Source organism: Trinickia dinghuensis (genome assembly GCF_003367175.1).
Lineage (GTDB): Bacteria > Pseudomonadota > Gammaproteobacteria > Burkholderiales > Burkholderiaceae > Trinickia > Trinickia dinghuensis.
Window position 1 is genome coordinate 40,385 of record NZ_QRGA01000014.1, and the last position, 15,916, is coordinate 56,300.

Below are 15,916 nucleotides of genomic sequence, written 5' to 3' on the forward strand. Positions count from 1 at the left end.
GGGCCCGTGATAAAACGCCGCTCGTGGGAGTTATCGGAGGAATTCATGTCCAAGCGTCTTTCCGCCGCACTCGCCTGCGCGGCAGCCTTTGTGCTCGCGGGGTGCGCGCAGCCGTGGCAGGGTTTCACGGCCGGTGAGGATCAATCGGCGGTGATCGCCCGCCTCGGGCCGCCGCGGGAAATCTATGATCTGCCCGACGGCGGCAAGCGGCTGATGTGGCCGACACAGCCGATGGGCGAAACCACGACGGCGGCCGACGTCGATGCGTCGGGCAAGGTGCTGTCCGTGAGGCAGGTGCTGCAGCCCAACGAGTTCTACAAAGCGCAGATCGGGACGTGGACGAAGCGAGACGTGCTCGTCAATTTCGGCCGCCCGGTCGAAACGTCGTACTTCCCGCTGATGAAGCGCGAAGTCTGGACCTACCGCTATCTCGAAGCCAACGCCTGGTACCAGATGTACAGCTTCTATTTCGACCCGCAGGGGATCCTGCGCCTCACGCAAAAGACGCCCGATCCGCTGCACGAGCCCGAGCACGATCGGATGTGGTGAAGCGGCACGCCAGCCGAACAAAAGCCTCGCCATGAAAAACACCCCAAAGGTTGGATGGGCGTCCAACTTTTGGGGTGCGGTTCGAGCCGACGAGGGGTTTTTATGAGGCGCGCCCCGGCGCGCCTCCCCGCTCAAATGCCCTGCGCGTTGACCTTCTCGACGTTCGCGTAGAGCTTGTTCAGCGCCGAGATGTAGGCCTTCGCGGAAGCGGCCACAATGTCCGGGTCCGTGCCGACGCCGTTGACAATGCGGCCGCTCTTGGACAAGCGCACCGTCACTTCACCCTGCGCCTGCGTCCCCGTCGTGATCGCGTTCACCGAGTACAGCAACAGTTCCGAGCCGCTGCCGACTTCGCTTTCGATGGCGGCCAGGGTCGCGTCGACGGGCCCGTTGCCGCGCGCTTCGCCCACCGTTTCCTTGCCGTCCACCGAGAACACGATGCGCGCGTGCGGACGCTCGCCCGTTTCCGAATGCTGGGCCAGCGAGACGAACTGGTAATGCTCGCGCGCCTGTGCAGCGGCCGATTCCTCGGAGACGATCGCGATGATGTCCTCGTCGAAGATATCGGCCTTGCGGTCCGCCAGTTCCTTGAAGCGCGCGAAGGCTTGATTGAGTTCGGTCTCGCTGTCGAGTGCGATCCCGAGTTCCTGCAGACGCTGCTTGAAGGCGTTGCGGCCGGAAAGCTTGCCGAGGACGATCTTGTTGGCGGACCAGCCCACGTCTTCCGCGCGCATGATTTCGTAGGTGTCGCGCGCCTTGAGCACGCCGTCCTGATGAATGCCCGACGCATGCGCGAATGCGTTCGCGCCGACCACAGCCTTGTTCGGCTGGACGACGAAGCCGGTGATCTGCGACACGAGCTTGGACGCCGGCACGATCTGCGACGTATCGATGCCGAGGTCGAGACCGAAGTAGTCCTTGCGCGTTTTCACGGACATCACGATTTCCTCGAGCGCCGTGTTGCCCGCGCGTTCGCCGAGACCGTTGATCGTGCATTCGACCTGGCGCGCACCGCCGATCTTCACGCCGGCCAGCGAGTTCGCCACCGCCATGCCGAGATCGTTGTGGCAGTGCACCGAGAAGACCGCCTTATCGGAGTTCGGGATGCGCTCGCGCAGCGTCTTGACGAGTTGGCCGTAGAGTTCGGGCACGCCATAGCCGACGGTGTCGGCGATGTTGATCGTCGTCGCGCCTTCGGCGATCACCGCTTCCAGCACCCGGCACAGGAAATCCATGTCCGAACGGCTGCCGTCCTCGGGCGAGAACTCGACGTCGTTCGTGAATTTACGCGCGAAGCGCACGGCCAGGCGCGCCTGCTCGTAGACCTGCTCCGGCGTCATGCGCAGCTTTTTTTCCATATGCAGCGGAGACGTCGCGATGAACGTGTGGATGCGGAAGTGATCGGCCGGCTTCAACGCATCGGCGGCCCGCTGGATGTCCTTGTCGTTCGCGCGCGCGAGCGAGCAAACCGTGCTGTCCTTGATCAGCGAGGCGATCGTGTTGATCGCGTCGAAGTCGCCGTTCGAGCTGGCCGCGAAACCGGCCTCGATCACGTCGACCTTCATCCGCTCGAGCTGCTTCGCGATGCGGATCTTCTCTTCTTTCGTCATCGACGCACCGGGCGACTGCTCGCCGTCACGCAACGTCGTGTCGAAAATAATCAGCTTGTCTGCCATTTCATGTCTCCAGGGGGAGGTTTGCGTTCGCAATGCTTGGGAGAGTCGGAAAACGGAATTCGGGCGTTCGCGCCACCGCAGGCGACGCCAAACAACGAACGAGGCAGACGGGGGGCGAAAACGATCAGCGCGGTAGGCGCGCTAGTGCTAGCGCGCGTAGAGGCGCACCGGCGAGAAGGGATAGAAGGGGAAAGGTCAAAATCGACATGTCGCCGACTATAGCGGCATTCCGGTCATCGCGCAATCGGCTGTCCTACAACGGCGGCGGCAACGGATCCGACCGCCGCGACAGCGTTCAAACCGTTCAAACGACTCACGCAAACGAACCGCCACGCGGCACCCCGGCACATCGACGTCCGCATACGGCTCATTTCGTGAGCCGCATTTCAAGATTTGCGGCTCACGATCTTCACTCTGGCCCTAATGAGCGTGCGGGATGGAGCGAGCCGGATTATCGCGTCCGCGCACGGCCATGTAGCCCCAGAACGCGTAGCCGGACAGCCCGTACAAGACGAACAGGCCGAACAGCATCAGCGGCGGATCGGACGAGACGAGCACGAACGCGACGACCACGAGCAGGATCGCCGCGAACGGCACGCGATGGCGCACGTCGAGCGCCTTGCCGCTGTAGAACGGCGCGTTCGACACCATCGTGACACCTGCATAGACCGTCAGCGCGAACGCGACCCACGGTAGCCAGACGAGCTTGAGCGGGACGCGGTTGTCGGTCGCGAGCCAGACGAAGCCGGCAATCAGCGCCGCCGCAGCGGGGCTCGGCAAACCTTGGAAGAAGCGCTTGTCGACCACGCCGATGTTCGTATTGAAGCGCGCGAGCCGCAGCGCCGCGCCCGAGCAATAAACGAACGCGGCAAGCCAGCCCCAGCGCCCGAGATCCTTGAGCACCCACTCGTACATGACGAGCGCGGGCGCCACGCCGAACGAGACCATGTCGGACAGGCTGTCGAACTGCTCGCCGAACGCGCTTTGCGTGTGCGTCATGCGGGCGACGCGTCCGTCCATGCCGTCGAGCACCATCGCCACGAAAATCGCGATCGCCGCGATTTCGAAGCGCACGTTCATCGCCTGCACGACGGCGAAGAAGCCGCAGAAGAGCGCCGCGGTGGTAAACGCATTGGGCAACAGATAGATGCCGCGCGTGCGCAGAAACTTCTGGCGTGCGGCGCGCCGATTCTCGGCAGGCGCCGAATCGACGCCGAGCGCCTTGTTGCGGCGAAACGGATTGCGCCGGAACGAACGCGGCATCGGCGTGGTGCCGGAGCGCGGGCGACGTTTGAAAGCGGCCATCGAACCCTCCTGCCGTCGCGTCAAAGCTCGGCGAGAATCGTCGACGAGGCGAACACCTTCTCGCCGATCGACACCTTCGCACGGCTGCCGAGCGGCAGATAAACATCGACGCGCGAGCCAAAACGGATGAACCCGTAGCGCTGGCCACGCGAGAGCGGCTCGCCGGCGCGGACGTAACAGAGAATGCGGCGCGCGATGAGGCCGGCGATCTGCACCGACGTGACCGTATGGCCGCTCGCCGTCTGCAGCACGATCGCGTTGCGCTCGTTCTCGAGCGACGCCTTCTCGATCGCGGCATTCAGGTACGCGCCGGGAAAGTATTCGACCTTGGAGATCGCACCATCGACGGGCGAACGCTGCGAGTGCACGTTGAAAACGTTCATGAACACGCTGATCTTCAGCGCCTCACGATCGGCGTACGGATCCCGCGTGGTTTCCACGGCGACGATGCGGCCGTCCGCCGGGCACAGCACGGCATTGTCTTGCGTCGGAATCGGGCGCGGCGGATCGCGGAAGAACTGCACGACGAAAATCAGGATCAGCCAGAACGGCCAGGCAAAACCGAACCCCGCGACCGCATGGATCAACAGCGCGACGACGGCGGCAATCGCGATGAACGGCCAGCCTTCGCGCGCGATGATCGGATGTGGGTAATTCATGGATTGTTTCGATCTTTTGGAAAACCAGTAGGATAGCAAAAGCCGTCCCGTACGAGACGCACGGGACGGCTTTCGGAGGGTGATCAGGCATTCGCCCACGGCACGACGCCGCATGGCGAACCCGGCGCGCGGGCCCTTTCCTCGCACCGGCCGGCCCCGCGCATGACGTAATGTGACGTAACGCGCGAGGCTTTGGCCTCAGTCTAAAACTTAGTCTTAGTTCTTCGACTGGTCGACGAGCTTGTTCTTCGCGATCCACGGCATCATCGCGCGCAGCTTCTCGCCCACTTGCTCGATCTGATGCTCGGAGTTCAAGCGGCGGCGCGATTGCAGCGTCGGCGCGCCGGCCTTGTTCTCGAGAATGAAGCTCTTGGCGTACTCGCCCGTCTGGATGTCCTTCAGGACGTCCTTCATGACCTTCTTCGTCTCTTCCGTGACCACGCGCGGGCCCGTGACGTACTCGCCGTACTCGGCGTTGTTCGAGATCGAGTAGTTCATGTTGGCGATGCCGCCTTCGTAGATCAGGTCCACGATGAGCTTGAGCTCGTGCAGGCATTCGAAGTAGGCCATTTCCGGTGCGTAGCCCGCTTCGACGAGCGTCTCGAAACCGGCCTTGATCAGCTCGACGGTACCGCCGCAAAGCACGGCTTGTTCGCCGAAGAGGTCCGTTTCCGTTTCTTCGCGGAAGTTCGTCTCGATGATACCGGCACGGCCGCCGCCGTTCGCCGCCGCGTACGACAGCGCGACGTCGCGCGCCGCGCCCGACTTGTCTTGCGCCACGGCGATCAGGTGCGGCACGCCGCCGCCTTGCGAGTACGTGCCGCGCACGGTGTGGCCCGGTGCCTTCGGCGCGATCATGATCACGTCGAGGTCGGCGCGCGGAATGACTTGGCCGTAGTGCACGTTGAAGCCGTGCGCGAACGCGAGCGCCGCGCCTTCCTTGATGTTCGCGTGCACTTCGTTCTTGTAGACGTCGGCGATCTGCTCGTCCGGCAGCAACATCATGACGACGTCGGCGCCCTTCACGGCTTCGGCCACTTCCTTGACGGTCAGGCCGGCGCCTTCGGCCTTCTTCCACGACGCGCCGCCTTTGCGCAGACCGACCGTCACGCGCACGCCGCTGTCCTTCAGGTTCAGTGCGTGAGCATGGCCTTGCGAGCCGTAGCCGATGATCGTGACGTCCTTGCCTTTGATGAGGGACAGGTCGGCGTCTTTATCGTAGAAAACTTTCATGTCGATTCCTTCGCGTTAATCGTATTCGTCAAATTCTTCAAAAATCGCCCGCCGCCCGGCGGGCGTCGATCGGTTGGCTTGCGTTACACCTTCAAAATGCGTTCGCCGCGCCCGATGCCCGAACTGCCCGTACGGACCGTTTCGAGAATCACGGTGGCGTCGAGCGCTTCGATGAAGGCGTCGAGTTTGTCGCTCGCCCCCGTCAGCTCGATCGTGTAGGTCTTTTCGGTCACGTCGATGATACGGCCGCGGAAAATATCCGCCATCCGCTTCATTTCCTCGCGTTCCTTGCCGACCGCCCGAACCTTGATCAGCATCAGCTCGCGCTCGATGTGGGCGCCTTCGGTCAAGTCGACCACCTTCACCACCTCGATCAGGCGGTTCAAGTGCTTCGTGATCTGTTCGATCACGTCGTCCGAGCCAATGGAGACGATGGTCAGGCGCGACAGCGAACGGTCTTCCGTCGGCGCCACCGTCAAGGTTTCGATGTTATAGCCGCGTGCCGAAAACAGACCGACCACACGCGACAGCGCGCCCGGTTCGTTCTCCAGCAAGACGGAGATGATATGTCTCATGTTGCTTTCCCGTTTATCCAGATATCGATTGCCAGCCGCGCCGAACTGCTTCGACTCGTTGGGACACGCCCTTCGTGAGAGCGCTCAGCGAGCGAATGGGTCCGGTGCGGGTTCGTCTTTAGAGGTCTTCCGCGCCGAGCAGCATCTCCGAGATGCCCTTGCCGGCTTGGACCATCGGCCAGACGTTTTCGGTCGGATCGGTCTGGAAATCGAGAAACACGGTGCGATCCTTCAAGCGCAGCGCTTCCTTCAGCGCCGGCTCGACATCGGCCGTCTTTTCAACCCGGATACCCACGTGGCCGTACGCTTCGGCGAGCTTCACGAAGTCGGGCAGCGCATCCATGTACGAATGCGAATAGCGCTTGCTGTACTCGATCTGCTGCCACTGGCGCACCATGCCCAGATAGCGGTTGTTCAACGAGATGATCTTGACCGGCGTGTCGTACTGCTTGCACGTGGACAGTTCCTGGATGCACATCTGGATCGAGCCTTCGCCCGTGATGCAGACGACTTCCGAATCCGGGTGCGCCATCTTCACGCCCATCGCCGCCGGCAGGCCGAAGCCCATCGTGCCGAGACCGCCCGAGTTGATCCAGCGGCGCGGCTTGTCGAAGCGGTAGAACTGCGCGGCCCACATCTGGTGCTGGCCGACGTCGGAACAGACGAACGCGTTGCCGTCGGTCAGCTCCCAGAGCTTTTCGACGACGTACTGCGGCTTGATGATCTCGCTCTTGCGGTCGTACTTGAGGCAATTCTTCTCGCGCCAGCCTTCGATCTCTTTCCACCACTGCGCCAGCGCTTCGGTGTCGGGGCCGTGTTCGGCGTGCTGGAGCTGCTCGATGATCTCCTTGAGCACCTCCTTGACGTCGCCGACGATCGGAATATCGACCTTCACGCGCTTGCTGATCGACGACGGATCGATGTCGATGTGGATGATCTTGCGCGGACGCGACGAAAAGTGCTGCGGATCGCCGATCACGCGATCGTCGAAACGCGCGCCGATGGCGATCAGCACGTCGCAGTGCTGCATCGCCATATTGGCTTCGTACGTGCCGTGCATGCCGAGCATGCCGAGGAATTTCCTGTCGCTCGCGCGGTAGCCGCCGAGCCCCATCAGCGTGTTCGTGACGGGATAGCCGAGCAGATCGGCGAACTGATTGAGCTCGCGCGACGCATCGGCCAGGATGATCCCGCCGCCCGTGTAGATGTACGGACGCTTGGCCGACAGCAGCAGCGAAACGGCTTTGCGAATCTGGCCCGAATGACCCTTGGTGACCGGATTGTACGAACGCAGCGTCACGTTCTTGACGGGCTCGTACTGGCACGGGGTTTTCGAAATATCTTTCGGGATGTCGATCAGCACCGGGCCCGGACGCCCCGTGCGAGCGATGAAGAACGCCTTCTTGACCGTCTCGGCCAAGTCGCGCACGTCCTTCACGAGGAAATTGTGCTTCACGCACGGACGCGTGATGCCGACGGTGTCGCATTCCTGGAAGGCATCCTGGCCGATCGCGGCCGTCGGAACCTGCCCGCTGATGACGACCATCGGGATCGAGTCCATATAGGCCGTGGCGATGCCGGTGACGGCATTCGTCACGCCGGGGCCGGACGTCACGAGACAGACGCCGACCTTGCCCGTCGAGCGCGAGTAGGCATCGGCCGCATGAACGGCTGCCTGCTCATGGCGCACGAGCACGTGCTGGACTTTGTCCTGCTTGTAGAGTTCGTCGTAGATATACAGTACCGCGCCGCCTGGATAGCCCCAAAGCACCTCGACGCCTTCATCGGCCAATGCGCGCATGAGCACGGTGGCACCGATCGAACCGGCTTCGTGGGGAGGAGTGGTATCCGACGTGGAGAATTCCGCGCTGGGCATGTTCATCGTTAACCTTTCGAATTTTCGGCAAAAAATTGATCGGGTGCTCTCTGCCGGGCTTGTGGCTCGGGTTCAAGCGGCGCGTCCACTTTGACAGACGGACCTCATGGGCCCGCCCAAAAAGAGACTAGTCACTTATGTTGCGAACCGGAAACGTTATCGGTTGTGCGCGCCCAGGTCAAGTGAAAATTGACGATCCGGCCCCACTCCAGTTGGGGCCGATCCGGTCGTTTTACGCCCAAAAAGCATGCTTTTCGGACCGATCGACACACGGATCGCCCCCAACCGTCTCGAAAATTTGCTAGCATCCGCGAGTTTTACGACATTTTTCTATCGATTACGGCGCACGCGAGCATTTCGCACCGCCCCCCTCGGGATGGCATCAGACAAGGAACTCGCCGATTTTCTGGCGGGCGCCGAAAGGCGCGCGTTCAAGCAGACCGTCTACGCCGTGCGCGATGACGATGCCGCCCTCGACATCGTCCAGGACGCGATGATCAAGCTCGCCGAAAAATACGGCGACCGCCCCGCTGCCGAGCTTCCGCTCCTATTTCAGCGTATCTTGCAGAATGTGATGCATGACTACTTTCGTCGTCAGAAAGTGCGCAACACATGGGTCAGCCTGTTTTCGTCGCTCGGCGGTGCCGACGACGAGGAATTCGACCCGCTGGAAACGATCGAAGCAGACGATAGCTCGAGCGCCGGCGTGAGCAGCGAGCTCAAGCTCGAGCGCGAACAGGTACTCTCCCTGATCGACGAAGAGATCCAAAAATTGCCGGCGCGTCAACGGGAAGCGTTTCTCATGCGTTACTGGGAAGATATGGATGTCGCCGAGACCGCCGCCGCGATGGGCTGCTCCGAGGGCAGCGTGAAAACGCACTGCTCGCGAGCGACGCACACGTTGGCGGTCGCGCTCAAGGCCAAAGGAATTACGCTATGAGCTCCGCTGCAGAAATCAAAGAATCCGAGTTCGCGGGCAAGATTCGCCGCGCGCTCGACGAAAGCGCAGCCGATTTGCCCGCCGCCACGCTCGACCGCCTGGCCGGCGCGCGTCGTCTCGCCCTCTCGCGCAAGAAGCCTGAAACCGTGACCGCCCCGGCTTTCGTGCCGGTGCTCGCGCATGCCGGGGCCGGCGCCGCATTTGCGCCACCGAGCGAGCCGAAGCGCCGGCTGTCGCCGCTCGGCCGCGTGCTGCGCGTATGGCCCCTGGTGGCACTAGTCGGGGGCATCACCGTCATCGCCTATTGGGAAAACCTGCAGCGCTCCGCCGAGTTGGCCGACATCGACGCGGCCATGCTCAACGACGACTTGCCGCTGAACGCTTACCTCGACCACGGGTTCAATGCGTACCTGTCCCGAGCACGCTAAGGCAGGCGGAGAGCGATCCCGGTGAGCTACAAGCGCGGCTTGGCGGTTGTTTTCGGATGCGCGATCGCCGCGGCGGTCGCGTTCGCCGCCACGTACCCCCGATTCTTCGAGCACCCGCCCGCGCATCCGCCGGCAGGCGCGCCGGGCGTCGCGCCGCCGGCCCCGGCCGCGCTCACCGTGGAATTCCCCCCGCTCGCGAACGACACCAACCCGCTCTCGTGGTCGCACTTGAGCGACGCGCAGCACAAGGCACTCGCGCCGTTCGCTTCCGAATGGAACACGTTCAGCGACGAACGCAAGCGCCAATGGATCAGGATCGCGGCACGTTTCGCGAAGATGTCGCCTGAAGCGCAAAAACGGCTGCATGAGCACATGGCCGAATGGGCCCGCATGACGCCCGAGCAGCGGCGCGTCGCACGCGAGAACTACCAGGTTTCGAAGTCGCTGCCGCCCCAAGCGCGCAAGAAGGCTTGGCAAGCGTATCAGGAGCTTTCGCCCGAGCAAAAGGCGAAGCTCGCGGCCATCGGGCGCAAGCGCCGGCCCACGATCGTCAGCGCACCGCCTTCGGGCGAGCGCAGCGAGATCCGCGGGCTGAACGGCATCGTGAATCCGCCGCTCGGCGCCAGCGGAGCAGCAGCTTCCGCCGCCGCGGCCGCCAGCGCCGCAGCAGCCGCCCCGGGGGGCCCGGCCTCGGGTGCCGCGCCGGCCTCCGGCCCCGTCAACACGAAGGTGCCCGTGCCGGCGACGCCGATGTCGCCGTCGGACCAGCCGTCCATTTTCAAAGGCGCGTAGGAATGAACCCGAGCGCACCGAGATGAACGCCCAAGCGCCGAGCACACCGCCCGCCGCCGCCCCATCGGCGCCCACGCCCTCGGCGCCACCGGTGCCGACGATCCGGCGCCGCCTCGCGGCCCTCGTCTACGAAAGCGTGCTGCTGTTCGGCGTGGTGTTCATCTCCGGCTATCTGTTCGGGACGCTGACGCAGCAGCGCAACGGTCTCACGCATCACAACCTGCTCACACTCTGGGTCGCGCTCGTCGTCGGCGCCTACTTCGTCTGGTGCTGGACGCGCGGTGGCCAGACCCTGCCGATGAAAACTTGGCGGCTGCGGCTCGTCGCCGTCCAAACGGGCCGGCCGCCCAAGCCCGCCCGAGCCCTTGCCCGCTACCTGGCCGCCTGGCTTTGGTTCCTGCCGCCGCTTGCGCTTCATCCGCTGCTGCACCTGCCCGTGCCGGCCACGCTCCTCGCGACGCTCGCCTGGTTCGCGCTATGGGCGGCGGCGGCCCGGCTCGACCCCGCCCGGCAATTCCCGCACGACCGCCTAGCCGGCACCCGCATCGTGGCCGTCGAGGCCCGTTGACGGCTTCCGGCCACCCCGTCCCTCGCCCATAAAACAACCGTAATAAGAAGTTCTCGTGACTGTCATGTTGCAGTCACGGGCGCATGGCGCAATGTGCGCCATGTCCAACTCGACGCGAGAAGCCATGGACCGCACGACGTCCGCGACTTCCCTACTTAGGCAACTCGGCGCAAGCGTCGAAACCGTCCCCTTTCAACCCGCTCCGCCCGGCGGCGGACCCGCGCTCCCATCGGGGTCCGCGGTGCTCGATGCATCGGGCGACCAGCACGACGACGGCGTCGGCGACCCGCTGCGCTACCGCACGATCTGGCTCTCGGATATCCACCTGGGATCGAGCGGTTGCCAGGCGCCGTACCTGCTCGACTTTCTGCGGCACAACGAGTCGGAATATCTGTATCTCGTCGGCGACATCATCGACGGCTGGCAGTTGAAGAAAGGCTGGTACTGGCCGCAGGCGCACAACGATGTCGTCCAGAAGATTCTGCGCAAGGCCCGCAAAGGCACGCAGGTCGTCTACATCCCCGGCAACCACGACGAGGGCGCGCGCCAGTTCTGCGATCTCGCGTTCGGCGACATCCACGTGCGCGGCGAAGCATTCCATACGACGCTCGGCGGCAAGCGCCTGTGGATCGTGCACGGCGACCTGTTCGACGGCGTCATCCAGCATGCGAAGTGGCTCGCGTATCTGGGCGACACGGCCTACACGGCGATCCTCGTGCTGAACCGCTGGTTCAACCGCGTGCGCAGCCGGTTCGGCTTGCATTACTGGTCGCTCTCGCAGTACCTGAAGCATCAGGTCAAGAACGCGGTCAACTTCATCTCCTCGTTCGAGCACGTGATGGTCGAGGAGGCGCGCCGCCGCGGCTGCGACGGAGTCGTCTGCGGCCACATCCACAAGGCCGAGATCCGCGACGTCGACGGCTTGCTCTACTGCAACGACGGCGACTGGGTCGAGAGCTTGTCGGCACTCGTCGAAACGCTGGACGGCGAACTCAAGTTGGTCTACTGGACCGTCATGCGCTCGCCGGCCGCCAATCCGCGCACCACCAAGGCTACGGCCTAACCGAACCGCTTCGCGAACCGGACCCGACCGCATGAAAATCATGATCGTCACCGACGCCTGGGAACCTCAGGTCAACGGCGTCGTGCGCACCTTGAAGAACACCACGCGCGAGCTGACGGCGCTCGGCCATCGCGTCGAGTTGCTCACGCCGCTCGAATTCCGCACGATCCCCTGCCCGACCTATCCCGAGATCCGTCTCTCGCTGCTGCCGCGCCGGCGCGTGCACGCGCGCATCGACGAGTTCGCGCCCGACGCGCTGCACATCGCCACCGAAGGCCCGCTCGGCATGGCCGCGCGGGCCTATGCGATCCGCCGCGGCCTGCCGTTCACGACGGCCTACCACACGCGCTTTCCCGAGTACGTGCAAGCGCGCTTCGGCATCCCGACCACGGCCACCTACCGATTCCTGCGCTGGTTCCACGGCCCCTCGCTGGCCGTGATGGCGCCCACGCCCGTGGTCAAGCACGACCTCGAACAGCACGGCTTCGACAACGTCGTCCTGTGGACCCGCGGCGTCGATCTCGACATCTTCCATCCGATGGATTCGAAGGTGCTCAACACCGCGCGGCCGATCTTCCTGTACGTGGGCCGGGTGGCGATCGAAAAGAACGTCGAAGCCTTTCTCAAGCTCGATCTGCCGGGCTCGAAGTGGGTGGCGGGCGAAGGTCCCGCGCTCGCCGAGCTCAAGTCGCGCTATCCCAAGGTCAACTATCTTGGCGTGCTGACGCAAGCCGAACTGGCGAAGGTCTACGCGGCGGCCGACGTGTTCGTGTTCCCGAGCCGGACCGACACGTTCGGCCTCGTCCTGCTCGAGGCGCTCGCCTGCGGTACACCGGTCGCGGCCTACCCCGTCACGGGCCCGATCGACGTGCTCGGCGACGACAGCAATGCGGGCGCGATGAACGAGGACTTGCGCGAGGCGTGCCTCGATGCGCTCAAGATCGACCGCGCCGACGCCCGCGCATGGGCTGAGCGCTTTTCGTGGCAAGCGGCCTCGATGCAGTTCGCCACCCATCTGAAACCGCTTCAGCGCGCTGCCACGCGCGAGGAAAACGCCGCCGCATGAAACGCGACGAGCCGCTCGTGGACGACGAGCACGACGATCATGCCGATCTCGACACGCACGAGAGCGCCGAGCACGAGCCGCTCTCGCCCGACGATCCGCTCGCGCCTCTGCCGTTCAATCCCTACAAGGGAAACCGCGGCTTCACGCGCGCCTGGCACGCGATGAAGAACTCGATCGCCGGCTTTCGCGTCGCGATTCAAGAGGAGAGCGCGTTCCGCCAGGAACTCACGCTCGCCGCCATCCTCGTGCCGTGCGGCTCGCTCGTCCCCGTCGACGCGGTGTCCCACGTGCTCCTGATCGGCTCCGTGCTGCTCGTGCTGATCGTCGAGCTGCTCAATTCGAGCGTCGAAGCCGCGATCGACCGCATCTCGCTCGAGCGCCACGAACTGTCGCGCCGCGCCAAAGATCTCGGCAGCGCGGCCGTCATGGTCGCGCTTGCCGCCTGTGTGCTGACCTGGGCGCTCATCGTCGGCCCGATTCTCGCGCGCTGGCTCGGCTTCTAGGCCCTTTCTAGGCCCTTTCCACGAAAACCCTATCCCAAAGTCCGGGGAACAGAACGACCGGTTTATAATCGCCCGACGCAGTGCCAAAGATACCAACCGAGCCGGGCGCATCAACGCAGCGTCGCGCGAGCGCCGCGCGTGCCTGGCAGCACAGGGCCGGACGACATGGAAGCCAAAACTCCCCGCCGCACCCGCGAACGGATCCTCGAATTATCGTTGAAGCTGTTCAACGAAATCGGCGAGCCGAACGTCACTACCACGACGATCGCGGAGGAAATGGAGATCAGCCCAGGCAATCTCTACTACCATTTCCGCAACAAAGACGACATCATCAACAGCATCTTCGCCCAGTTCGAGCAGGCGATCGAGAAGCGGCTGCGTTTTCCGGAAGACCATCGTCCGACGATCGACGAAACATGGTCGTACTTGCAGTACATGGCCGATTTCATGTGGACCTACCGGTTCCTCTATCGCGATCTCAACGATCTGCTCGCGCGCAACCGCACGCTCGAGACGCACTTCAAGCAGATCATCAGCCACAAGGTGCGCTTCGCGAAGGAGATGTGCGACCTGCTCGTCGCCGATGAGGAAATGGTCGCGTCCCCCGAGGAGGTCCAAGTCATCGCGACGAACATGGGCGTGATCGCCACGTACTGGCTCTCGTATCAGTTCGTCATGCATCCGCGCAAGTACAACGATCAGGAAGCGATCCGCGACGAACTGCATCAAGTCAGCGTGCACGTGATCTCGATGATGGCGCCGTACCTGCGCGGCCGCTCGCGGCAGCTGTTCGACGATCTGGTCTCGGGCAAACTGCCCAAGCGCCAATTCCAGGACTACCTGCCCGCGCGCGGCAAGGACAACTCGGTATGAAACTGCCCCCACGCTCACTACTAGCGTTGCATGGGACCGGAGTACACGCTAAAGCGCTACTCCGGATCGACACGCTGCCCCCCGAGGGGGCGGCAGCCGTCCACGGCCGGCTTGGCAGAGCCGGCCGGCTTCGCAGGCACGGAGCGATGCTCCGCGAATTCCCTGCTACGCCCCTAGGGGCGGCCCGGCGGGAGGCTGCATGAAGTCAGTCTGCGTCTACTGCGGCTCCTCGATCGGGGCCAAGCCCGTCTATGCGCAAGCGGCGCAGGCGTTCGCCCGGGCACTCGTCGATGCCGGCTGCTCGCTCGTCTACGGCGGCGGACGCGTCGGCCTCATGGGCGTCATCGCCGATGAAGTGCTGGCCGCGGGCGGGCGCGTCGTCGGCGTCATTCCGGAGCTGCTCGTCGGCAAGGAAGTCGGCCACAAGGGCCTGACCGAGCTGCATGTCGTGCCGGACATGCATCAGCGCAAGCGCATGATGGCCGATCTGGCCGATGCGTTCGTCGCGCTGCCCGGCGGCGCCGGCACGCTCGAAGAGCTGTTCGAGGTTTACACCTGGGCCCAGCTCGGCTATCACCAAAAGGCGATCGGCCTTTACGACATCGGCGGCTATTACACGCCGCTCGTGGGCATGCTCGAGCACACGGTGCGCGAAGGCTTCATGCAGCAAGCCTATCTGGACATCCTCCAGATCGACGCCGATGCGCGCTCGCTGCTCGAGAAGCTGCGCCGCTACCATCCGCCCGGCCGCGACAAATGGGCGACGCAGAGGGAAGTCGTCTGAATGGGGTGAGGACGGGGGCCGGCCTGGCTCCCTTTCGTCATCGCCGTCATCGCTACTTGCCGGAGGTTGCCCAATGAATGCCGAACGCCGCGTCGTCCTCATCACCGGAGCCAGCCGCGGCATCGGCCGCGCCACCGCCCGCATGCTCGCCCGGCAAGGCGCCGCGATCGGCGTGAACTACGTGAGCGATCTCGCGGCGGCCCAGCAAACGGCCGACGACGCCGAAAACGCGGGCGGCCGCGCCGTGCTGCTGCCCGGCGACGTCGCCGACGAAGCGGCCGTCGTCGCCATGTTCGACGAACTCGAAACCGCCTTCGGCGGCGTCGATGCGCTCGTGAACAACGCCGGGATCGTCGCGCCGTCGATGCCGCTCGCCGAGATGGACACCGCGCGGCTCAAGCGCATGTTCGACGTCAACGTCCTCGGCGCCTACCTGTGCGCACGCGAGGCGGCCCGGCGCATGTCGACCGACCGCGGCGGGCGCGGCGGCGTCATCGTCAATGTCTCGTCGGCGGCTTCGAGGCTCGGATCGCCGAACGAATTCGTCGACTACGCCGGCTCGAAAGGCGCCATCGATACGATGACGATCGGTCTCGCCAAGGAACTCGGCCCCCGAGGCGTGCGCGTCAACGGCGTGCGTCCGGGGCTGATCGATACCGATATCCACGCCAGCAGCGGCCACCCGCAGCGCGCCGCCATGCTCGGCGCCCAAACGCCGCTGGCCCGGGCCGGCCATGCCGACGAGGTGGCGCAAGCCATCGTCTGGCTGCTCAGCGACGCCGCTTCGTACGTCAACGGCGCCCTGCTCGACGTCAGCGGCGGCCGCTGAGCGTCTGCCAATTTACCGCGCGACAAAACTTCACAAATCATGACGTTTTTCGTCAGACATCAGCTTGCGCGCTCTCTAGGATGATGCGCACTGGCTAGCAAAGCCGCGCGCATCGGGCCGCCCGCACTCCGGGCTCGGGGCCCACGGCAAGCCGGTCAGCCTCGAGAGTAGCCCCAGGCCGCATCCCATGCAGGGTG

General features: G+C 64.3%; 17 protein-coding genes. 11 read left to right on the top strand and 6 right to left on the bottom strand.

Annotation, left to right across the window (positions count from 1 at the left end):
- Window positions 1-45 precede the first annotated feature (45 nt).
- A complete protein-coding gene (locus DWV00_RS22730) occupies window positions 46-549 on the top strand; it encodes a hypothetical protein (RefSeq protein ID WP_115535881.1) in 504 nt (167 codons plus the stop codon).
- A gap of 131 nt (window positions 550-680) precedes the next feature.
- On the opposite strand, the gene DWV00_RS22735 is transcribed toward DWV00_RS22730, so the two are convergent.
- The 6 genes from DWV00_RS22735 to DWV00_RS22760 all read right to left on the bottom strand — a co-directional run bounded on the left by DWV00_RS22735 (window position 681) and on the right by DWV00_RS22760 (window position 7,879).
- Window positions 681-2,225: a 2-isopropylmalate synthase gene (locus DWV00_RS22735; RefSeq protein ID WP_115535882.1), complete on the bottom strand. Its 1,545-nt coding sequence runs from the start codon at window positions 2,223-2,225 to the stop codon at window positions 681-683.
- 420 nt (window positions 2,226-2,645) lie between these two features.
- Complete coding sequence (gene pssA, locus DWV00_RS22740) at window positions 2,646-3,530, bottom strand: CDP-diacylglycerol--serine O-phosphatidyltransferase (protein WP_115535883.1); 885 nt, start codon at window positions 3,528-3,530, stop codon at window positions 2,646-2,648.
- Between the two features lie 20 nt (window positions 3,531-3,550).
- Entirely contained in the window at window positions 3,551-4,189 is a 639-nt protein-coding gene (locus DWV00_RS22745) for a phosphatidylserine decarboxylase (RefSeq protein WP_115535884.1), read from the bottom strand.
- Between the two features lie 216 nt (window positions 4,190-4,405).
- Entirely contained in the window at window positions 4,406-5,422 is a 1,017-nt protein-coding gene (ilvC, locus tag DWV00_RS22750) for a ketol-acid reductoisomerase (RefSeq protein WP_115535885.1), read from the bottom strand.
- 83 nt (window positions 5,423-5,505) lie between these two features.
- On the bottom strand, window positions 5,506-5,997 hold the full coding sequence (gene ilvN / locus DWV00_RS22755; protein WP_115535886.1) for an acetolactate synthase small subunit: 492 nt from the start codon (window positions 5,995-5,997) through the stop codon (window positions 5,506-5,508).
- 118 nt (window positions 5,998-6,115) lie between these two features.
- Window positions 6,116-7,879, bottom strand: a complete 1,764-nt coding sequence (locus tag DWV00_RS22760) for an acetolactate synthase 3 catalytic subunit (RefSeq protein ID WP_115535887.1) — start codon at window positions 7,877-7,879, stop codon at window positions 6,116-6,118.
- A gap of 370 nt (window positions 7,880-8,249) precedes the next feature.
- Here DWV00_RS22760 and DWV00_RS22765 point away from each other — a divergent pair, with 370 nt between their 5' ends.
- The 10 genes from DWV00_RS22765 to DWV00_RS22810 all read left to right on the top strand — a co-directional run bounded on the left by DWV00_RS22765 (window position 8,250) and on the right by DWV00_RS22810 (window position 15,719).
- Window positions 8,250-8,813, top strand: a complete 564-nt coding sequence (locus DWV00_RS22765; protein WP_115535888.1) for an RNA polymerase sigma factor — start codon at window positions 8,250-8,252, stop codon at window positions 8,811-8,813.
- Window positions 8,810-9,241 carry a DUF3619 family protein gene (locus tag DWV00_RS22770; protein ID WP_115535889.1) on the top strand — a complete coding sequence of 144 codons (432 nt, stop codon included), beginning with the start codon at window positions 8,810-8,812 and terminating at the stop codon, window positions 9,239-9,241. The genes DWV00_RS22765 and DWV00_RS22770 overlap by 4 nt, the downstream gene beginning before the upstream one ends.
- Window positions 9,242-9,262: 21 nt before the next feature.
- On the top strand, window positions 9,263-10,033 hold the full coding sequence (locus tag DWV00_RS22775; RefSeq protein WP_115535890.1) for a DUF3106 domain-containing protein: 771 nt from the start codon (window positions 9,263-9,265) through the stop codon (window positions 10,031-10,033).
- A gap of 22 nt (window positions 10,034-10,055) precedes the next feature.
- On the top strand, window positions 10,056-10,601 hold the full coding sequence (locus DWV00_RS22780; RefSeq protein ID WP_115535891.1) for an RDD family protein: 546 nt from the start codon (window positions 10,056-10,058) through the stop codon (window positions 10,599-10,601).
- 124 nt (window positions 10,602-10,725) lie between these two features.
- On the top strand, window positions 10,726-11,664 hold the full coding sequence (locus DWV00_RS22785; RefSeq protein ID WP_115535892.1) for a UDP-2,3-diacylglucosamine diphosphatase: 939 nt from the start codon (window positions 10,726-10,728) through the stop codon (window positions 11,662-11,664).
- A gap of 31 nt (window positions 11,665-11,695) precedes the next feature.
- The gene (locus DWV00_RS22790) at window positions 11,696-12,730 is read left to right on the top strand and encodes a glycosyltransferase family 4 protein (RefSeq protein ID WP_115535893.1); all 1,035 of its coding nucleotides are present in this window, start codon (window positions 11,696-11,698) and stop codon (window positions 12,728-12,730) included.
- Window positions 12,727-13,233 carry a diacylglycerol kinase gene (locus DWV00_RS22795; RefSeq protein ID WP_115535894.1) on the top strand — a complete coding sequence of 169 codons (507 nt, stop codon included), beginning with the start codon at window positions 12,727-12,729 and terminating at the stop codon, window positions 13,231-13,233. Before DWV00_RS22790 ends, DWV00_RS22795 begins: the two co-directional genes overlap by 4 nt.
- A 165-nt stretch (window positions 13,234-13,398) precedes the next feature.
- On the top strand, window positions 13,399-14,106 hold the full coding sequence (locus DWV00_RS22800; RefSeq protein ID WP_115535895.1) for a TetR/AcrR family transcriptional regulator: 708 nt from the start codon (window positions 13,399-13,401) through the stop codon (window positions 14,104-14,106).
- A 199-nt stretch (window positions 14,107-14,305) separates the two neighbouring features.
- Window positions 14,306-14,890: an LOG family protein gene (locus DWV00_RS22805; protein ID WP_115535896.1), complete on the top strand. Its 585-nt coding sequence runs from the start codon at window positions 14,306-14,308 to the stop codon at window positions 14,888-14,890.
- Window positions 14,891-14,963: 73 nt separating this feature from the next.
- Window positions 14,964-15,719, top strand: a complete 756-nt coding sequence (locus DWV00_RS22810) for an SDR family oxidoreductase (protein ID WP_115535897.1) — start codon at window positions 14,964-14,966, stop codon at window positions 15,717-15,719.
- Window positions 15,720-15,916 lie beyond the last annotated feature (197 nt).